This window comes from Shinella sp. M27 (genome assembly GCF_049199905.1).
Classification (GTDB): Bacteria; Pseudomonadota; Alphaproteobacteria; order Rhizobiales; family Rhizobiaceae; genus Shinella.
Map to the genome: position 1 here is coordinate 150,241 of NZ_JBLZPK010000033.1, position 19,830 is coordinate 170,070.

At 64.5% G+C, this 19,830-nt stretch carries 16 protein-coding genes; 4 read left to right on the forward strand and 12 right to left on the reverse strand.

Annotation, left to right across the window (positions count from 1 at the left end; translation table 11 throughout):
- Positions 1-224 (reverse strand): Lrp/AsnC family transcriptional regulator (locus ACOZK4_RS13800; protein WP_421592370.1); only part of this gene is annotated, 224 nt, incomplete at its 3' end.
- Between the two features lie 126 nt (positions 225-350).
- Between ACOZK4_RS13800 and ACOZK4_RS13805 the strand changes: the two genes are divergently transcribed.
- Together ACOZK4_RS13805 and ACOZK4_RS13810 are read left to right on the forward strand one after the other, a co-directional pair.
- A complete protein-coding gene (locus ACOZK4_RS13805; RefSeq protein WP_421592371.1) occupies positions 351-3,401 on the forward strand; it encodes an aminotransferase class III-fold pyridoxal phosphate-dependent enzyme in 3,051 nt (1,016 codons plus the stop codon).
- Positions 3,402-3,497: 96 nt separating this feature from the next.
- Positions 3,498-4,505: an amino acid ABC transporter substrate-binding protein gene (locus ACOZK4_RS13810; RefSeq protein ID WP_421592372.1), complete on the forward strand. Its 1,008-nt coding sequence runs from the start codon at positions 3,498-3,500 to the stop codon at positions 4,503-4,505.
- Between the two features lie 50 nt (positions 4,506-4,555).
- Here ACOZK4_RS13810 and ACOZK4_RS13815 read toward each other — a convergent pair whose 3' ends face one another.
- From ACOZK4_RS13815 to ACOZK4_RS13840, 6 genes are all read right to left on the reverse strand, one after another.
- Positions 4,556-5,518 carry an ATP-binding cassette domain-containing protein gene (locus tag ACOZK4_RS13815; protein ID WP_421592373.1) on the reverse strand — a complete coding sequence of 321 codons (963 nt, stop codon included), beginning with the start codon at positions 5,516-5,518 and terminating at the stop codon, positions 4,556-4,558.
- The gene (locus ACOZK4_RS13820; protein WP_421592374.1) at positions 5,515-6,426 is read right to left on the reverse strand and encodes an ABC transporter ATP-binding protein; all 912 of its coding nucleotides are present in this window, start codon (positions 6,424-6,426) and stop codon (positions 5,515-5,517) included. Before ACOZK4_RS13820 ends, ACOZK4_RS13815 begins: the two co-directional genes overlap by 4 nt.
- On the reverse strand, positions 6,423-7,244 hold the full coding sequence (locus tag ACOZK4_RS13825) for an ABC transporter permease (protein ID WP_117370951.1): 822 nt from the start codon (positions 7,242-7,244) through the stop codon (positions 6,423-6,425). Before ACOZK4_RS13825 ends, ACOZK4_RS13820 begins: the two co-directional genes overlap by 4 nt.
- Positions 7,245-7,248: 4 nt before the next feature.
- Complete coding sequence (locus ACOZK4_RS13830) at positions 7,249-8,184, reverse strand: ABC transporter permease (RefSeq protein ID WP_421592375.1); 936 nt, start codon at positions 8,182-8,184, stop codon at positions 7,249-7,251.
- A gap of 80 nt (positions 8,185-8,264) precedes the next feature.
- Positions 8,265-9,857, reverse strand: a complete 1,593-nt coding sequence (locus tag ACOZK4_RS13835) for an ABC transporter substrate-binding protein (RefSeq protein ID WP_421592376.1) — start codon at positions 9,855-9,857, stop codon at positions 8,265-8,267.
- Positions 9,858-9,916: 59 nt separating this feature from the next.
- Positions 9,917-11,542, reverse strand: coding sequence for an amidohydrolase (locus tag ACOZK4_RS13840; protein WP_421592377.1), 1,626 nt, complete (start codon positions 11,540-11,542; stop codon positions 9,917-9,919).
- A gap of 181 nt (positions 11,543-11,723) precedes the next feature.
- Between ACOZK4_RS13840 and ACOZK4_RS13845 the strand changes: the two genes are divergently transcribed.
- Positions 11,724-12,665 carry a LysR family transcriptional regulator gene (locus ACOZK4_RS13845; protein ID WP_421592378.1) on the forward strand — a complete coding sequence of 314 codons (942 nt, stop codon included), beginning with the start codon at positions 11,724-11,726 and terminating at the stop codon, positions 12,663-12,665.
- On the opposite strand, the gene ACOZK4_RS13850 is transcribed toward ACOZK4_RS13845, so the two are convergent.
- From ACOZK4_RS13850 to katG, 4 genes are all read right to left on the reverse strand, one after another.
- Positions 12,666-13,466, reverse strand: a complete 801-nt coding sequence (locus ACOZK4_RS13850) for a M55 family metallopeptidase (protein ID WP_421592379.1) — start codon at positions 13,464-13,466, stop codon at positions 12,666-12,668. It abuts the gene before it with no gap.
- Positions 13,463-14,500 (reverse strand): P1 family peptidase, encoded by a 1,038-nt coding sequence (locus ACOZK4_RS13855; RefSeq protein ID WP_421592380.1) that lies wholly within the window; start codon positions 14,498-14,500, stop codon positions 13,463-13,465. The genes ACOZK4_RS13850 and ACOZK4_RS13855 overlap by 4 nt, the downstream gene beginning before the upstream one ends.
- A gap of 129 nt (positions 14,501-14,629) precedes the next feature.
- Positions 14,630-15,481, reverse strand: a complete 852-nt coding sequence (locus ACOZK4_RS13860; RefSeq protein WP_421592381.1) for a D-amino-acid transaminase — start codon at positions 15,479-15,481, stop codon at positions 14,630-14,632.
- 178 nt (positions 15,482-15,659) lie between these two features.
- A complete protein-coding gene (gene katG / locus ACOZK4_RS13865; protein WP_421592382.1) occupies positions 15,660-17,843 on the reverse strand; it encodes a catalase/peroxidase HPI in 2,184 nt (727 codons plus the stop codon).
- A 166-nt stretch (positions 17,844-18,009) separates the two neighbouring features.
- Between katG and ACOZK4_RS13870 the strand changes: the two genes are divergently transcribed.
- A complete protein-coding gene (locus ACOZK4_RS13870; RefSeq protein ID WP_421592383.1) occupies positions 18,010-18,930 on the forward strand; it encodes a LysR substrate-binding domain-containing protein in 921 nt (306 codons plus the stop codon).
- A gap of 198 nt (positions 18,931-19,128) precedes the next feature.
- On the opposite strand, the gene ACOZK4_RS13875 is transcribed toward ACOZK4_RS13870, so the two are convergent.
- On the reverse strand, positions 19,129-19,815 hold the full coding sequence (locus ACOZK4_RS13875; protein ID WP_421592384.1) for a TetR/AcrR family transcriptional regulator: 687 nt from the start codon (positions 19,813-19,815) through the stop codon (positions 19,129-19,131).
- Positions 19,816-19,830 lie beyond the last annotated feature (15 nt).

Below are 19,830 nucleotides of genomic sequence, written 5' to 3' on the forward strand. Positions count from 1 at the left end.
CGCTTCAGCGTCACCAGCAGGAAGGCCTGGATCTGGCCGTCGTCGAGCTGGCCGATATCGGCGCGATAGCCCCTGATGATGCCGGCCTTTTCCAGCCGCGTGACGCGCTCCGTCGTTGCACTTCGGGAAAGCCCGATGCGCCCGGCAAGCGACTTCATCGGGATGCGCGCTTCCCTGGTGAGGATGCTGAGGATCGTCCGGTCGATGGTATCCGTGCCCTGCATGATGCCTCTCTCCGCTGCGCCGACAAGATGACGGTTATTACAGACAGAGTGCCGGCACAACCGGCATAATGCCGGATGCACCGAAACGCCGTCCATGCAAATCTTCGCATCGAAAAGAGGATTGCCATGAACGACATGCTGAAGACGACCCCGGACTTTTCCATCGACGCCGCCGCCGCCCTGCTCAAGGAGCATTACGGGCTTGCCGGCAAGCTCTCGCCGCTCGCCAGCGAGCGCGACCAGAACTTCAAGGTGGAAGCGCCTGAGGGGACCTTCATCCTGAAGATCGTCAACGCCGCCGAGCCGGCCGTGGAGAGCGATTTCCAGACCGCGCTGCTCGCCCATCTTGGCGTCCATGCCGGCGATCTGCCGGTGCCGCATATCCGCCCCACCCTTTCCGGAGAAAGCCTGGCCGCCACGACGAGCCCCCACGGTACTGCGCACCGCGTCCGCCTCGTCAGCTGGGTCGAGGGCGAGCCGCTCGCCGAAACGGGCCGCAGCGAAGCCGCACTCGAATCCCTTGGCCGCATGCTCGGCCACTTCGATGCCGCGCTGAAGGGCTTCATGCATCCCGGCGCGCTGCGCGATCTAGACTGGGATATCCGTGCCGCCGGCCGTTCGGCGGGCCGCCTTTCGCATATCGCAGATGCCGAAGACCGCGCCCTCGTCGAACGCTTCCTCAAGCGCTTCGCCACCATTGCGCCGCGCCTTGCGACGCTGCGCGCCGCCGTCATCCACAATGACGCCAATGACTGGAACGTGCTGGTCGATGCCGCGAACCATGACCAGATTTCCGGCCTGATCGATTTCGGCGATGCGCTGCACACGCCTGTGATCGCGGAAGTGGCGATCGCCGCCGCCTATGCCGGGCTCGACCACGCCGACCCGATCGGCGCGGCCGCCGCCATCGCGCGCGGCTTCCATGCGGAATATCCGCTGCTCGAAGAGGAAGTCGACCTGCTCTTTGACCTGATCGCCGCAAGGCTCGTCACCTCCGTCACCATGTCGGCCTCGCGCCGCGTCCACACCGAGGACAATCCGTATCTCGCGATCAGCGAGCGCCCGGCCTGGACGCTGCTGCGCAAGCTCGACCGCATGAACCCGCGCTTCGCCACCGCCATCCTGCGCAAGGCCTGCGGCTTCGAGGCCGTGCCCGGTGCGCGCGGGGTGATCGACTGGATCGAAAAGAACCGCAAATCGCTCGCCCCGCTGCTCGAAAAGCCGGCCGCCACCTACCCGGCCGCCCTCGTGCCCTATGGCGATCCGACCCATCCGATGACCGTCGCCTCCGCCGCAGAACAGCCGGACGAAGCGCAGGCGATCTGGGACGCCTATTGCCGCGACACCGGAGTCGAGCTCGGCATCGGTCCCTTCGCCGAGGAACGCACTGTCTATGCCGGCGAGATGTTCGTCTCGCGCTTCATCCAGGGCGCGCGCCGCACGCACCATCTCGGCTTCGACCTTTTCCAGGCGGCCGGCACCAAGGTCTTCACGCCGCTTGCCGCCACCGTCGTCAGCGTCGAGGTCGAAAAGGACCCGCTCGGTTATGGCTGCCTGATCGCGCTTCACCACGCGCCCGAGGGCTGCCCGCCCTTCATCTCCCTCTGGGGCCATCTCGCCCATGAGGCCGTCAACCGCCTGAAGGCCGGCGACCGGCTTGAAGCCGGCGCGCTGGTCGGCGAAATGGGCGCGCCGAAGGAAAACGGCGGCTGGGCGCCGCATCTCCACCTGCAGATCTCCACCGACACGACGCTCTCGGCCACCGAAATCCTCGGCGTCGGCGAGCCGCGCTATCTCGATGTCTGGGCCGAACTCTTCCCCGATGCCCGCACCTTCGCCGGCATCGCGAAGGAATTCTTCGAGCGTCAGGGCCGCTCGCACGAGGAAATCGTGAAAATGCGGCGCGAGCTGCTCCTGCCGAACCTCTCGATCTCTTACGAAAAGCCGATCAAATTCGTGCGCGGCGAAGGCGTCTGGCTGATCGACGATAGCGGCCGGGCCTATCTCGACTGCTTCAACAATGTCTGCCACATCGGCCATGCCCATCCGGCCGTCGTGGAAGCGATGGCCAGGCAGGCCGCGACGCTCAACACCAACACACGCTACCTGCACGACAACATCGTCGCCTATGCCGAGCGCCTGACGGCGACGCTGCCGAAAGAACTCACCGTCGCCGGCTTCGTCAACAGCGGCTCGGAGGCCAACAGTCTGGCGCTGCGCATGATGCGCGCCCATACCGGCCGCGAAAACGCCATCACGCTCGACTGGTCCTATCACGGCACGACGCAGGAGCTGATCGACATCAGCCCCTACAAGTTCCGCCGCAAGGGCGGCAAGGGGCCGAAGCCGCATATCCATATCGCCGCCGTGCCGGACAGCTACCATGCCCCGGCGGACTGGCCGATCGAGGAGCATGGCAAGCGGTTTGCCGAAAGCGTCGCCGAGCAGATCGCCGTCATGAAGGCCAAGGGCGAAGGTCCAGGTTTCTTCATCGCCGAATCCATTCCGAGCGTCGCCGGCCAGGTCTTCCTGCCGGAGGGCTATCTCAAGGAGGTCTATCGGCTGGTGCGCGAGGCGGGCGGTGTCTGCATCGCCGATGAGGTTCAGGTCGGCTTCGGCCGCGTCGGCAGTCATTGGTGGGCCTTCGAGACGCAGGGCGTGGTGCCCGACATCGTCACCATGGGCAAGCCGATCGGCGACGGCCATCCGCTCGCCGCCGTCGTCACCACCCGCGAAGTGACCGATAGCTTCAACAACGGCATGGAATATTTCAACACCTTCGGCGGCAACCCGGTCTCCTGCGCCGTCGGCCTTGCCGTGCTCGACGTCATCGAGGGCCAGGACCTGCGCGGCAATGCGCTCACTGTCGGCAACTACCTGATGGACGCCTTCCGCGACATGCAGACGCGTTACCAGGCGATCGGCGACGTGCGCGGCCTTGGCCTCTTCCTCGGCATCGAGCTCGTCACGGACCGTAAAACCAAGGCGCCCGCCACCGAGTTCGCCCGCGCCGTCTCCAACGGCGCGCGACGCCGCGGTGTGCTGATGGGCACCGAAGGCCCGCATGACAACGTGCTGAAGATGCGCCCGCCGATGATCTTCTCGAAGCGCGACGCCGATCATCTGATCGCCGTGCTCGAGGAAACCTTCGCCGACGTCGAAAAGACGCTCGGCTAAGGCCCAAACATCATCCTTTCAAAACCTGTCAGCCGGGGGCGTTTTCTCCCGGCCGGGAAGACGCATGCAAAAAAATCAATCAAGGAGGAGGACAACATGAAGACGACAATCCTGGCCCTCGCGGCCGCCGCATTCGCCGCCGGCACGGCCCATGCCGGCACGTTCGATGTCATCAAGGAGCGCGGCGAAGTGCGCTGCGGCGTCAGCCAGGGCGTGCTCGGCTTTTCCGTGCCGGACAAGAACGGCGTCTGGGGCGGTTTCGACGTCGATTTCTGCCGGGCGGTCGCCGCCGCCACCCTCGGCAATCCGGACAAGGTGGCCTATGTGCCGCTTTCCACCAAGGACCGTTTCACGGCGCTGCAATCGGGCGAAGTCGATCTTCTCTCGCGCCAGACGACCTGGACGCTGTCGCGCGACACCGATCTCGGCATGAGCTTCGTCGGCGTCAATTATTATGACGGCCAGGCCTTCATGGTGAACAAGGAGGTCGGCGTGAAGAGCGTCAAGGAAATTTCCGGCGCCTCCGTCTGCACGGAGACCGGCACCACGACCGAGCAGAACATGGCCGACTATTTCAGCGCCAACAAGATCGAGTATCAGGTCATCGCCTTCGAAAAGCCGGACCAGACGATCCAGGCCTTCAACACCGGCCGCTGCGACGTCTATTCGACAGACGCTTCGGCGCTCTACGCCCAGCGCCTGACGCTGAACAACCCTGAACGTTTCGAGGTTCTGCCCGAAGTCATCTCCAAGGAACCGCTCGGCCCGGCCGTGCGCCAGGGCGACGAGCAGTGGTTCAAGATCGTGCGCTGGACGCTCTTCGCACTGATCGAAGCCGAGGAGATGGGCATCACCAAGGAAAACGCGGCCTCGCTCGTCGACAGCGGCACGGTAGCGCAAAAACGTTTCCTCGGCATCGAGAACGAAGCCGGCAAGGCGATGGGGCTCGATCCGAAATGGGCCTATCACGCGATCTCCGCCGTCGGCAATTACGGCCAGATTTTCGAGCGGCATCTCGGCAAGGACAGCCCGCTGAAGATCGACCGCGGCCTCAACCGCCTGTGGAACGACGGCGGCCTGATGTATTCGCCGCCGGCGCGCTAAATCGCTCCATCGACAATCGACGCCGCGGATATCCTCCGCGGCGTTTTCGTTCAGGCGGCCGCCAGCCGCACCCGATGCTGCGGCGCGATCTCGACCAGCTCGGACGAAGGCGGCGCGGTGAAAACATCCGGCGACGTGCTGCCGTCGGACACGAAACGGCGGCCGGAAAGTTGCGGCAGATCGGCGAAACGGTCCGGTTTTCCCGCCGGATCGAGCGCTGCGGCCGGATCGGGAATGGCCGCGATCAGCCGGCGCGTATAGGGATGGGCAGGCGCTTCGAAGATCTCGCGCCAGCCGCCCTCCTCCACCACCTCGCCGAAATACATCACCAGAACGCGATCGCTCATGTGCTCCACCACGCTCAGATCGTGGCTGATCATGAGGTAGGAGAGGCCGAGCTTGTCCTGAAGGTCGAGCAACAGGTTGATGATCTGCGCGCGGATCGAAACGTCGAGCGCGGAGACCGGCTCGTCGAGCAGTACGATTTCCGGTTCGAGGATCAGCGCGCGGGCGATGCCGATACGCTGGCGCTGGCCGCCGGAGAATTCATGTGGATAGCGGCCCGCCTGTTCGGGCGTCAGGCCGACATTCTTCAGCATCGCCTCGATGCGGCCCTCGATCTCCGAGGCGGCGGTGACACCATGCAGGCGGAGCGGCGCGGCCAGCGAGGTGCGCACGGACTGGCGCGGATTGAGCGAGGCATAGGGGTCCTGGAACACCATCTGCACCGCCTTCGCCCGCTGCATGCGGCCCGGCGCGCCGGGGCCGGCAAGCGGCTGGCCGTGATAGCGGATCGTGCCTTCGGTCGGCTCCTGGAGGCCGAGGATGGACAGCGCCGTCGTCGACTTGCCGCAGCCGGACTCACCGACGATCGACAGGCACTCGCCCTTGGCAAGCTCGAAACTGATGCCGTTGACAGCATGCAGCATGCGCTTACCCGTGCCGAGCAGGCCGCCGCCGGAAATCGGGAAACGGACGTGGAGATCGTCCACCTGCAACAGGGGGGCGGTCATGGCTGGCTCCCTTCCTGCCTGCGCGGCGCGATGAAGCGGGTTTCCGTCAGCTTCGAGCGGTCGGCGATGATGCTGTCGATATCGACCAGCCGCTGACGGCCATGTTCGCTGCGGCTGCCGAGGCGCGGCAGGGCGCCGAGCAGGCCGCGCGTATATTCGTGGCGCGGGTTGTCGAAGAGCGCCCGCGTCTCGTTTTCCTCGACGAGGCAGCCGGAATACATGACGCCGACGCGCTGGCAGATGCTGGCGATGACGCCGAGATCGTGGCTGATGAACAGCACCGCCGTGCCGCGTTCGGCGCAAAGTTCCTTGATCAGCCGCAGCACTTCCGCCTGCACCGTCACGTCGAGCGCCGTCGTCGGCTCGTCTGCGATCAGCAGGTCGGGGTCGCAGGCGAGCGCCATGGCGATCATCACGCGCTGGCGCAGGCCGCCCGACATCTGGTGCGGATAGTTTTTCGCGCGCCGGTCGGGATTGGGCACGCGCACGTTCCCGAGCGCCTCGACAGCGAGCTTTTCCGCCTCGCCCCAGCTCTTGCCCTGATGCAGCACGAACATTTCGGCGATCTGCCGGCCGACCGTCGAAAGCGGGTTCAACGCCGTCATCGGCTCCTGGAAGATCATGGCGATCCGGTTGCCGCGCAGCCGCCGCATCTCGCGCTTCGGCAGGGCGAGCAGGTTCTGCCCCTTGAACAGGATCTCACCACTGGTAATGGCGAGCGGCTTCTTCAGGAGGCCCATGACAGCGAGCGACGTCACGGATTTGCCCGAGCCGGATTCACCGACGAGACCATAGGCCTCGCCCGGCATGATTTGGAAGGAGACGCCCTTGAGGAGCGGGTGGTGGGTGGATCGGCTGAGCGAAACGCCTAGCCTGAGGTCCCTGATGTCGAGCAGCGGCGCGGTCATGGCTTGCGCGTCCTCATATGCGGGTCGAGGCTGTCGCGCAGGCCATCGCCGAGAAGGTTGAAGCCGAGTACTGAGAGGAAGATGGCAAGGCCAGGGAAGATCGCGACCCAGGGTGCCAACTGAATGAGCTGGCGCGCATCCGTCAGCATCGAACCCCAGCTCGGGAACGGCGGCTGGATGCCGAGGCCGAGGAAGGAAAGGGCTGCTTCCGACAACACCGCGGAGCCCATGCCGAGCGTCGCCATGACGAGGATCGGCCCCATCATGTTGGGCAGGATCTGCGTGAACATGATGCGCAGGTCGCCGTAACCGAGCGTCTGCGCCGCCTGCACGTAACCCTGCGATTTCAGCGAGAGTGTCGAGGAGCGCGCGATGCGGCAGGTCCAGCTCCAGTTGGTCAGGCCGAGCGCGATGAGCAGCGACGGCAGGCCGGGGCCGAGCACGGCCATGACGGCGAGCGCGAAGATCAGCGAGGGAATGGCGAGCATGACATTGGTCAGGCCGTTGACGAGATCGTCCCACCAGCCGCCCCAATAGCCGGCGGTCATGCCGAGCGTGATGCCGATCATTGAATTGATCACCTGCGAGACGATGCCGACCGTCAGCGAGATCTGCGCGCCGTAGAGGATGCGCGTATAGACGTCGCGCCCCTGCGCATCCGTGCCGAACCAGAAGGTGGCGTCGGGCGGCAGTTCGGAGCTCATCAGGTCCGCGTCGAGCACCGGGTCGAAGGGCGCGATCCATGGGGCTAAGATACCGGCGAGGATCACCAGCGCCGTCAGCCCGGCACCGAGCCAAAAATTGAAACCGAAGCGCATCCCGTCACTCCTGCTTGATGCGCGGATCGATCGCGGCATAGATCAGATCGACGGCGGTATTGATGACGAGGAACCACAGCACGATGACAAGGATCGTGCCCTGCACCACGGGAATGTCGCGGATCGCCACGCTGTCGACCAAGAGCGAGCCGATGCCAGGCCAGGCGAAGAGCTTTTCGATGACGACGGCCTGGCCGATCAGCGAGCCGAATTGCAGGCCGACCGTGGTGACGATCAGCACCAGCGCATTGCGCGCCACATGCCAGCGCACGACCTTCATCTCGCTCATGCCCTTGGAATGGGCGGTGCGGATGAAATCGGCGCTCAACACGTCCAGCACACCCGCCCGTGTAGTGCGCGCCAGAAGCGCGAGCGGCGTCACGCCGAGTGTGACGGCGGGCAATATGAGATTGCGGAACGAGCCGTCCCCGTAGCCGAAACTCGGCAGCCAGTTCAGCTGCAACGCGAACAGATACATCATCAAGAGGCCAAGCCAGAACTGCGGCATGGACAGGCCGGAGACCGCACCGATCATCGTCACCGTATCGAGGATGGAGCCCGGCCTAAGCGCCGCCAGAAAGCCAAGCGGAACGCCGACGACCAGCGCGAAGACCATGGCGGCGATCGCCAGTTGCAGCGAGGCACCCATGCGGTCGCCGATGAGATCGATCACCGGCTGGCGGGTGCGGAAACTGGTGCCGAGATCGAACTGGGCAAGATCCGTGACATAGGTCACGAAGCGCTCCATCAACGGCTTGTTGAGCCCGAACTCCTCGTTGAGGCGGGCGATCATCTGCGGGTCGGCGGCGCGCTTGCCATCGGCGAAGAGGCTGGCGGCGAAGGTGCCAGGCACCACCGAAAAGATGACAAAGATCAGCAGCGCCACCACGACAACCGTCGGGATGACCTGCAGGATGCGGCGCAGGGTGAAACGAAGCATTGACGGTTCCGTTTTGCCGCCCTTGCGGGCGTGAAAATCGATGCGGGGGCGGCTGAGACCGCCCCCAAACCCCTCAAGGCTTATTTGCGCGCGTCGGGCGCGGTCTCGTCGATCCAGATTTCGTCATAGGGCTGAACCGCCAGTTCCGTGGCGTTCGGCACGAGGCCGTGGATCCACGGCTGGTAGGCCATGACGGCCTTGTTGTAGTTGAAGAACCAGACCGGCGCGTCGTCCTGCACGACGTTGTTGGCCTGGCGCAGCAGGTCGTTCTGCTTGGCTGGGTCAAGCTCCTGCTGGGCGGCCTCATAGAGCTTGTCGAAATCCGGGCTCGCATAGCTCGTATAGTTGCAGGCCGACTGCGCCGTCTTGGAATAGTAGCAGCGCAGCGCGTTCAGCGGATCGGGACCGGAGAGGTTCGACCAGATGAAGGCCTGGAAGTTGTTCGACGTCACGGCATCGCCGAGCGCCGAACTTTCGACCGGCTTCGGCTTCACGGTGATGCCGACCTTCTTCAGCATCGGCAGGATGGCCTCGACGATCGGCACGCCCCAGCTCTCGTTCGGGCTCGCCGTCACCTCGAATTCGAAACCGTCGGCATAACCGGCTTCCGCCAGCAGGGCCTTCGCCTTTTCCGGATCGAAAGCATAGGCCGCCTTGTCCTTGTCGAAGGCCGGCGAGGAAAGCGGCAGCCAGCCTGACGCCGGATAGGCCTTGTTCTTGACGAGGCGCTCGATGATCAGCGGCGCATTGATCGCATGGTTGATCGCCTGGCGGACGCGCTTGTCCTTGAAGGGTTCGAAGGCCGGGTTGAAGCCGATATTGCGGGTATAGACCTCAGCGACTTCGAGCAGGTGATCCTTCAGGCCCTCCTCGCCCTGATAGGCCTGGTACTGGGTCGGGCCGAGGATCGAAACGTCGATTTCCTTGTTGCGGAAGGCGACGTCGCGGGCGGCGTCTTCGGCCATCAGCACGATATTGATGCGGTCGAGGTAAGGCTTTCCCTCCTCGTAATACTTGTCGAACTTCTCGACGACGACCTGCGAGCCCGGCACATGCTCCTTGAAGACGAAGGCACCGAGGCCGACCGGGTTCTTGGCGAAGCTCGATTCGTCCTCGACGTTCGACGGGTAGATGACCGTCGTGTTCTGCATCAGCGGGAAACCGGGATTGATCGGGCCGGTATAGGTGATCTCCAGCGTGTTGTCGTCGATCTTCTTCAGGCCGGAAATCTCGTCCGCCTTGCCGGCGATGAACTCTTCCGCGCCCTTGATGACGGCGATGAAGCTGGCGCCCGGGAAGGCGTTCTTCGGGTTGGCGATACGCTTGTAGCTGTAGATGATATCGTCAGCCGTCAGCGGCTTGCCGTTGTGGAACACGGCGTTCTTGCGCAGGTGATAGGTATGGGTCGTGCCGTCCTCGGAGACCTCCTCGGAATCGGCCAGTTCCAGCACCGGCTTGTTCTCGATGGAGTTCCAGCTGTAGAGGCCGCGGTGGATGGCCTGCGTGATGAACTCTTCCTGCGTGTTCGGGCTTGCCTGGACGTCGAGCGTGGCGAAGCTCGAGCCATAGGGCGCGGTGAAGACGAGCGTTCCGCCGGAACGTTCGCCGGCGGCCAGCGCCCCGGTTGCGACGGAAAGGCTCAGCATGGCGGCGAGTGTCAGTCTTTTCAGCATTTCGTCCTCCCTCTCGTGCCGTTTTCGGCATCGTTTCGATAATTCAGTCTGACAGGCCCCTACCGCGCATCATGCACGACGCGGCCTGCAAGCAGGGTCAGCAGGCAGCGCGTGCCTGAGAGAATGGTGTCGGCCGGAGCCTCCAGCAGGTCGTTGTCGAAGACGGCGATGTCGGCCCACTGGCCGGGCACCAGCCGGCCCTTCACCGCTTCGGCCTTCTGCGAATACGCACCGAATTCCGTATAGGCCTGCAGCGCCTCCACGCGGCTCAGCGTCTCGGTCTCGTCCATGACCGTGCCCTTGCCGGTCTTTCGCGTGATCATGGCGTGCAGGTTGGGGAAGGGATCGGGCGAGCAGACCGGCGCATCCGAACCGGTCGAGGGCTTCAGGCCCATGCGCATCCAGGTGCCGATCTGGTAGGAGCCCTTGCCGCGCTCTTCGCCCAGAACGGAAATATAGCTGTCGCCGAAGTCGTGGATGAAGGCCATCTGCGGCGCCGGCAGGATGCCCGCCGCCTTCATGCGTGCGTCCTGTTCGGCCGTCGAGAAGCCGCAATGCTCGACGCGATGGCGGCGGTCCGGATCGGGACTGGCGGCCAGCGCCTTTTCATAGGCGGTGATCAGCTGTTCGATCGCGCCGTCGCCGATGGCATGGCAGGCCATCTGGTAGCCGCGATCGTGGAAGGATTTGACGAGCGCCTCAACCTCGGCGGTGGGCAGCATCTGCACGCCGATATTGTCGGGCTCGCCCTGATAGGGCTTCGACATCCAGGCAGTGCGCCCACCGGCCGAGCCGTCGAGGAAGATCTTCACCGCGCCGACGCGCAGCATGTCGTCACCGGCACCGGAGATGAGGCCGGCCCGCCAGCAATCCTCGACAATAGAAATGCCGGGATCGCCGAGCAGCGTCAACCAGACGCGCACCGGCAGGCGGCCGGAAAGCTTCGCCATTTCATAGGCTGGGATTTCAGCAAAGCCGGAGAGCTGCCCGACCGCCGCATCCATGCAGCTGGTGATGCCAAGCGACAGCAGATACCGCCCGCCCCGCTCGATACCGTCGATCAGCTCTTCCGTCGTCACCTCGGGCATCGCGGCCTTGACGAGGTTGATGGCGTTTTCGGCCAAAAGACCGTTGAGACGGCCGTCGGTGACGCCGATCACGCCGCCATCCGGCACAGGCGTCGCCTCGCTCACGCCCGCCAGTTCCAGCGCCCGTGAATTGGCGATGGCGATGTGGCCGCAGGCGCGGGTCAGCAGCACGGGATGATCCGGCACCGCCCGGTCCAGGTCTTCGCGCGTCGGATGCCGGCCGGTATCGAGTTTGACCTGGTCATAACCGCGGGCGCGCACCCAGCCGCCCCTGGCTGTGGTCGAAGCACGGTCGGCAAGGGCTGTCATCAACGCCGAAAGTGTCGGCGCTGCGGCGGGTGTTGCATCGACCCAGCCCATGGTGATGCCGGTCGAGATGAGATGCAGGTGATTGTCGATGAGGCCGGGGCTGGCGAAGCGGCCTTCGAGGTCGATGACCTCGGTGCGCGCGCCCTTCAGACTCAGCATGTCGGCACTGCTGCCGGTGGCCAGCACCTTGCCCTGCCAGACGGCGACGGCCTCGCTGATGCCCTCCTCCCGGCCGCACCAGATACGGCCATTGTGCAGGATGGTATCGGCTTCGATTGCAACGGACATTCACAACTCCCTTGTCGGAGCAACCGACCCGGTGCTCCGCTCCTCCTGACGCAACGTGAAAGGTTGCGGCCGGCTTGGCCAATTCGCTTTTGGCACCAGCCCATGCCGAAACGGCATACCCATTTCGATTGAATGACTTATGATCCATAAGGCAGGCGGATAGGATCGGGAGGGACCAGGCGTGGAGATCAAGTGGCTGGAGGATTTCGTGACGCTCGCGGACACGTCGAGTTTTTCGCGCGCGGCTGAAATGCGCAATGTCACGCAGCCGGCCTTCAGCCGCCGCATCAAACAATTGGAAAGCTGGCTTGGCGCAACGCTGATCAGCCGCGCCACCATGCCGGCAGAACTGACGCCGGCCGGCCGTAATTTCCTGCCGGTCGCGCAGGAGGCGATCCGCACCTTCTATGCGGCGCGCGAAGCGTTGCGCCCCTCTCATGAGCCGGGTCTGGTGCGCTTCGCCGCCCTCCACACGCTGACGGTGACCTTCTTTCCGCGCTGGCTGCAAACCCTCGAAAAGGCCGGCGGCGCCTTCAGCACCTCGCTGATCGCCGACCGCGGCGGCATCGAGGCCAACTTGGATGCGCTCGTGGGCGATGAGGCGGATTTCTTTCTCACCTACGCCCATCCGGAAGTGCCGTTCCATCTCGACCGCGGGCAGTTTTCGTCACTGACGGTTGCGCATGACCGGCTGATCCCGCTTGCGGCGGCTAGCATATCCATGCCCGGCGGCGCGCAGCCGGGGCTGCATATCCTCGACCGCGCCGTCGCACAGCCGCGGCTCGCCATTCCCTATCTGAGCTACGGCTTCAATTCGTTCTTCGGCGTGGCGCTGTCGCGCCTCATGCTGCGCCGCCCGCCCTTCCGCCGCCGCACGACGCATGAAAACACAATCAGCGCCGGACTGATGAACATGGCGGTGACGGGAGCGGGCATCTGCTGGCTGCCGGAGAGCCTGGCGCGCGACGAGATCGAAAGCGGACGCCTCGTGCCCGCTTCCGCCGATGCCGGCTGGAACCTCGATCTTGAAATCCGGCTCTACCGACATGCAGCAAGCCGTAGCCGCAAGGTCGAAGACTTGTGGCGTACGGCAAAGCTGCTGCTGGAGCGCGCGGTGGCCTGATCAGACCTTGAGGAAAAGCAGCGCGCGCAGGATTTCGGAAAAATCCTTGTGCTCGAAGGCGATGGCGCGAAGGCCATGCGTGCGGGCGCCGGGATACCAGCTGGCGCGATAGGCCTCGCCCGGCGTGTTGAATTCGATGACCACTTCGTAATGCTCGGCCTTGGCGGGCAGCGCCTGCGCGAAATCACCCGAAAGGGCCGCGGCCACGCCTTCGCGAATGAGGCGCCGCGACCAGGCGGGCGAGATGGATGTCGTGGCATGGCCCCGGCCGTCCAGCGTCTCCACCGCCGCAAGGCCCGGCACCATGGCCCGCGCCTCGGCACAGATGCCTTCATCACCGGCGAGGAAGACCGACGGCACGCCGTAACCCGCAGCACAAAGCGCGTTGAAGGTGAATTCGGAGGCGACCTCGCCATTCAGCAACAGGCGCGAGATGCGCATGTTGGAGGTGTGGGCGAGCGGATTGACCTCCGTGCCGGCCTTGGAGTGATAACCGGTATAGATCGCGGCGGCGAAGCCGGCGTCGATGCCGTACATCATCTCGTCCGGATGGCCCGACCAGCCGCGCACGATGCGCGCATAATCTGGCAGCCGGTCGAGGATCAGGTTTCGACCGCTGCTGTGCGCATCCTTGATCACGACCTCCGTCGCACCGGCGGCCCGCGCACCTTCGCAGGCGGCGACCACTTCGGCAGTCATCAGCGCGCGAAACTCGTTCCAGTCCGGGTGGTTGCGGTCGGCCTCGTCCCATTGGGCAATGCCGGCGGTTCCCTCGATATCGGCGGAAATGAAGACTTTCATGGGTTCTGGTTCTCCTTCAGCCAGTCGGCCAGGGCGTGATAGACGCGGCCATTGCGGGACGGGGTGGCGGGCGCCATGCAGAGCGCATTCAGTACCGCCTCCTGCGTGGCCTCAGTGGCGGCGCGGAAGGCAAGGTCGATATGGTCATCGGAAAGCCGTTGCTGGCTGGTGATCGGCTCGGATGGATCGTGCTCGACGGGATCCGCCGTCGTGAAGCACAGCACCACATCGCCGCTGCCATGGCCCCAGAAGGCGCCGAGTCGGGCAAGCCCCGCCCCGCCGCGCCGGGCGACGCGTTGCAATTGCCGGTCGCCGAGCGGCAAATCCGTCGCCATGATGACGATAACTGAGCCGCGCTCGGGCGTGGCCGGTGCGTGCGGATCGGGACGCCGGCCATCCGGCAATACGAGATCGCCGGCCGCGCCGAAATTCGCCAGCACCAAAGCGCCGAGGGTGAAATCGCGTTTGGCGATGCGCATGACGCGTGAGGCCGTGCCGATGCCCGCCTTGAAGCCGAAGGCTGTCATGCCGGAACCGGCACCCACCGCCCCCTGCTCGACCGGCCCCGGCCGGGCGGCATCGAGCGCGGCCAGCGCATCGTCCGGTGTCACCGCCAGCGCCTGGATATCGTTGATGCTGCCGTCATTGCATTCGCAAACGAGCGGATTGACCGTCGAGGTTTTCCGCCCGATCGCGGGATTGGCAGCAATCGCTAGGCGGATCAACGCCTCCGTGCAGGCCGCAACGCCGAAAGTGTTGGTGAGCAGGATCGGTGTCTCGATCGTGCCGAGCTCGGCCACCTGCATCAGGCCCGCCGACTTGCCGAAGCCATTGATCACCTCGACCGCCGCGCGCGGTTTTACCCGGAACAGATCGACCGGATGCGGAACGATGGCTGTAACGCCTGTAAAAATACCGTCGCCGCGCAGCGAGCGATGCCCGACGGCCACGCCCGAGACGTCGGTGATGGCATTGTCAGGCCCCACCGCCAGCCGGCTTTCCGGCATCAAACCCCATTCCCGCGCCGTCTTCATGTCCGCTCCCCGATGTCCCGATCTTCCCTAGAGCATTTCCGCTTTTCTTCGAAACGCGAAGACACTCTATCCTTTTGTCTCCACGCATTTCCGGACGCAAAACCGCTTCGCACTTTTGCTGGAATTGCTCTAAGCTGGAACGCCGGCCGCTTCCAGATAAAGCGACTGCAACCGACGCGTCATCGGGCCGGGCCGGCCATCGCCGATCATCCGCCCGCCGATCTTCACGACCGGCATGACGAGGCTGGAGGCCGAAGTCTGGAACGCCTCCGCCGCATGCTGCGCCTCCTCGGGAGAAAAGGCGCGCTCCTCGATGCGTAGCCCCTCGGCTTCGCACAGCCGGGCCAGCGCCCGCTGCGTACAGCCCGGCAGCGTCGCCTTCGAGGCGGCGCGGGTGAGGATGCGTCCGTCGGCGGTGATGACATGCGCCGTCGAGGACGCCCCCTCCGTCACCAGCCCCGCCTCGACCAGCCAGACATCGTCGAAACCGCGCGCCCGCGCCGCCTGTTTCGCCATGACCTGTCCGAGCAGCATCGCCGTCTTGATATCGCGCCGGTGCCAGCGCGGATCGTCTGTCAGATCAACCGCGATGCCCTCGCGCTGCGCCTTCGTGCCGGTCAGCGTCTTCGTCTGACTGAAACCGACGAGTTTCGGCGCCATATCTTGCGGATAGAGGAAATCGCGGTCCGCCTCGCCGCGCGAGACGTGCAGATAGACGGTACCGTCCGTGAGGTGGTTGCGGCTGATCAGTTCCGCTTGCAGGGCCTCGATGTCCGTCCGGGGCAGCGGCAGGGCGATGCCGAGTTCGCCAAGCGAGCGTTCGAGGCGGGCGAGATGCAGGTCGTTGTCGATCATGCGCCCGGCGATGACGGCCGTCACCTCATAGACGGCATCGCCGAACAGGAAGCCGCGATCGAAAAGCCCGATACGGGCCTCCTCCTCCGGCACGAAATCACCGTGGACGTAGACGATCCTGCCCATCCGTTCCTCACTGCGCATTGGTTGTCACTGGCGCGGAACATTGGTGCGACTTGCCGGGGCTTGCCAATTCAATTTGGGCAAAACCTTATGCAAAAACGGCCTGGGGTCTTTGTTTTCAAGAGCTTGAACGAAAATGGCCGGCAAAAGCCGGCCATTTCCATCGTGGTGAGCGGATCGATCAGACGAGATCGAAACGGTCGGCGTTCATGACCTTGTTCCAGGCCGCAACGAAATCCCTGACGAACTTCTGGCCGGCATCCGACGCACCATAGACTTCGGCAAGCGCGCGCAGCTGGGCGTGCGAGCCGAAGATCAGGTCGACGCGGGTGCCGGTCCACTTGGCTTCGCCCGTCTTGCGGTCGCGGCCCTCATAGACGCCCTTCTTGTCGGCAACCGGCGACCAGACCGTGCCTATGTCGAGCAGGTTGACGAAGAAGTCGTTCGTCAGGGCCTCGGGACGGTTGGTGAGGACGCCGTGTTCCGGCGCACCGGCCTTCAGCACGCGCAGGCCGCCGACGAGAACCGTCAGTTCCGGCGCGGTGAGCGTCAGGAGCTGGGCGCGGTCGATGAGCGCTTCTTCGGCCTTCAGGAACTGATGGCGATTGGCGTTCACATAGTTGCGGAAGCCATCGGCACGCGGCTCGAGTGCTGAGAAGGATTGAGCGTCGGTCTGCGCGTCGGAAGCGTCGGCACGGCCCGGCGTGACGGCAACGGTGACGTCGTAACCACCGGCCTTCGCCGCCTTTTCGACGCCGGCCGCACCGGCAAGCACGATGAGGTCGGCGAGCGAGATTTTCTTGCCGCCCGTCTGGGCCGCGTTGAAATCGGCCTGGATGCCTTCGAGCACGCCGAGAACCTTGGCAAGCTGCGCCGGCTGGTTGGCTTCCCAGTCCTTCTGCGGGGCAAGACGGATGCGCGCGCCATTGGCACCGCCGCGCTTGTCGGAACCGCGGAAGGTCGAGGCCGAAGCCCAGGCGGTGGACACAAGTTCCTGTACCGTAAGATCGGAGGCGAGAACCTTGGCCTTGAGGTCGGCGATATCCTTGTCATCGACCAGCGGATGATCGACGGCCGGGATGACGTCCTGCCAGATCAGGTCTTCGGCCGGAACTTCCGGGCCGAGATAGCGGGCCTTCGGGCCCATGTCGCGGTGGGTCAGTTTGAACCAGGCGCGGGCGAAGGCGTCGGCGAACTGGTCCGGGTTTTCCAGGAAGCGGCGCGAGATCGCCTCATAGGCCGGGTCGAAGCGCAGCGCGAGGTCGGAGGTGAGCATGCGCGGCAGATGCTTCTTGGTGGAATCGAAGGCATCCGGAATGGTCGCGCCCGCGCCCTTGGCGACCCACTGATGGGCACCGGCCGGGCTCTTTTCCAGTTCCCATTCGTAGCCGAACAGGTTCCAGAAAAAATTGTTGCTCCACTTGGTCGGCGTCGAGGTCCAGGTGACTTCGAGACCGCTGCCGATCGCGTCCTTGCCGACGCCCGAATTGAACTTGCTCGCCCAGCCGAGACCCTGCGCTTCAAGTTCGCCGCCTTCCGGGTCGATACCGACGAAGGACGCGTCGCCCGCGCCATGCGTCTTGCCGAAGGTGTGGCCGCCGGCGATCAGCGCGACGGTCTCTTCGTCGTTCATCGCCATGCGGGCGAAAGTTTCACGGATGTCGCGGGCCGAGGCCAGCGGGTCCGGATTGCCGTTCGGGCCTTCGGGATTGACGTAGATGAGACCCATCTGAACGGCGCCGAGCGGTTCGGCAAGCTCGCGCTCGCCGCTGTAGCGCTCGTCACCCAGCCAGGTGCCTTCCGGACCCCAGTAGAGTTCTTCCGGCTCCCAGACGTCGGCGCGGCCGCCGGCAAAGCCGAAGGTCTTGAAGCCCATGGATTCGAGCGCGACGTTGCCCGTCAGGATCATCAGGTCGGCCCAGGAGATCTTGTTGCCGTATTTCTGCTTGATCGGCCATAGCAGGCGGCGCGCCTTGTCGAGGTTGACGTTGTCAGGCCACGAGTTGAGCGGCGCGAAACGCTGCTGGCCCTGACCGGCGCCGCCACGGCCGTCGGTGATGCGATAGGTACCGGCCGAGTGCCAGGCCATGCGGATGAAGAGGCCGCCGTAATGACCGAAGTCGGCCGGCCACCATTCCTGGCTGTCGGTCATCAGCGCGTGAAGGTCCTTCTTCACCGCATCGAGATCGAGCGACTTGAAGGCCTCGGCATAGTCGAAATCCTTGCCCATCGGGTCGGAGAGACTGGAGTGGCCATGCAGGACCTGGACGTCCAGCTGGTCCGGCCACCAGTCGCGGTTCGAGCGACCCTTGGTGACCGAATGGGCGACGGGACACTTGCCCGCGGTGTCAGTTTTCTGGTCCATGGTTTTCTCCTGTTGTGTTCATTGTCTCTTCGAAGGCAAGCACATTTCAGCGACCACCGCCTTGCGGGGTCGCAAATGTGCGCGTTTTCCTTCCTTGCCTTCTCCTTAGCGGAAGCGCATGATAAATTTAAGTTGGATTTTCTGATCGCTTCGATAAGTTTTGATTATGACAAACCTGACCTTGAAACAGCTGCGTTATTTCGAAGCGCTGACGCGGCATGGCCGCTTCCGTCTCGCCGCCGATGCCTGCTCCATCTCCCAGCCGGCGCTCTCCATGCAGATCAAGGAACTGGAAGAGGAGCTCGGCAACGGCCTCTTCGAACGCAGCGCCCGCGACGTGAAGCTCACCGCCTTCGGCGAAACCTTCGCGCATCGGGTGCGCGATATCCTGCAAGCCGTCGACGAACTGGGCGAGCTCGCCCGTGCGGCGCGCAATCCCTTCCTCGCGCGCCTGCGCATCGGCATCATCCCGACCGTCGCGCCCTATCTTCTTCCCGTCATCATAAACGATCTCAATCGCGCCTACGACGGGATTCAGATCGATGTGCGCGAAACGCAGACGGCCAGGCTCATCCAGGAACTGACGCAGGGCGAGCTGGATATCGCTATCGTCGCCCTGCCGGTCTCCGAGCCGTCGCTGACCGAAATGAAGCTGTTCGACGAGGATTTCGTGCTGGTGCGCCGGCGCGAGGACGAGGGCAAGCCGGTGCCCGAGCGCGACGCGCTGCGCGAAATGCGGCTGCTGCTGCTGGAGGAAGGCCATTGTTTTCGCGACCAGGCGCTGTCCTTCTGCCGGATCGGAACGGCCAAGCCGCGCGAGATCATGGAAGGCAGCTCGCTCTCGACGCTGGTGCAGATGGTCGGCGCCGGCATCGGCGTCACCCTCATCCCGGAAATGGCCGTGCCGGTGGAAACACGCTCGGCGCAGGTCTCCATCGCCCGCTTTCCCTCGCCTCGCCCCTCGCGCACGATCGGCATGATCTGGCGCAACTCGACACCGCTCGCCAAACAGCTCCGCCAGATCGCCGAGGTGGTGCGCCGCTCGGCCGACAGCATGCGCGGCGCGGCCCGGCTGGACGCTTCATAGGCATCGCCACGGTGAAAACCGCTGCATTTGCAGTTTATTTGCACAGGCGTACCGGAATCGCCGAATCAGACCTTCCCTGGCGAGAGGCAAGGGCCTAGGTGGAGATCACTCGCGCAACCCGCGAGCTTCCCCGCGTCATTGGGAGCCAAACCGTGGCGCTTGCTGCCCCGCTTCGTGCGGGGCTCTTTTTTTGCCCGATTAGAAACTTTTCGGAAACGCCTGGCGCAGCAGTGCCAGCGCCGTCGTGTGCAGAGCGTCTGAACGGACCGTATCGGGATTGAACGTGTCCCAGTACCAGGCGCCGTGCACGAGATAGTTCAGCCCTTCGGCCAGCGTATCGATATCCACGCCTTCGTAACCGCCCTCGCACGCCACTTCGGTGAGGAAGGCGCGGGACTGGGCGAGATAGGCCTGGTCGCTCGGCAGGCTGATGATGCGATCGAGCTGCGTGGTCTGACGGTCACCGCCGAACAGCACCCAGACGGTGACCCAGTCGGGATGCTGGATGCGGAAATGCCGGGCGCAATCGATGGAGGCGACAACACGCTCCGCCGCCGAAAGACCGGGTTTCCAAACGGTCTTCTGCCAGAGACTGTCGAACTGGTCGTTGAGATATTCCAGCACGGCGCGAAAAAGCTTTTCCTTCGAGCCGAAGTGGAAGACGACGAGCGCATTGGACGAGCCGATCTCGCCGGCAATGCGCTGCATGGTGACCCCGGAGATCCCCTCCTCGGCGATCAGGCGGATGGTCGTGTCGATGATGCGCTGCACGCTCGCCTGCCCGCGCAGATGCCGGCGGTCCTTGCGGCCCGTCTTGGTCATCGGCGTCGATGTGTCGCCGGCCTCATCGGGCGCTGTTGCAGGGGCGGCCTTCGGTGTCTTCAATGCATCATTCCAGAC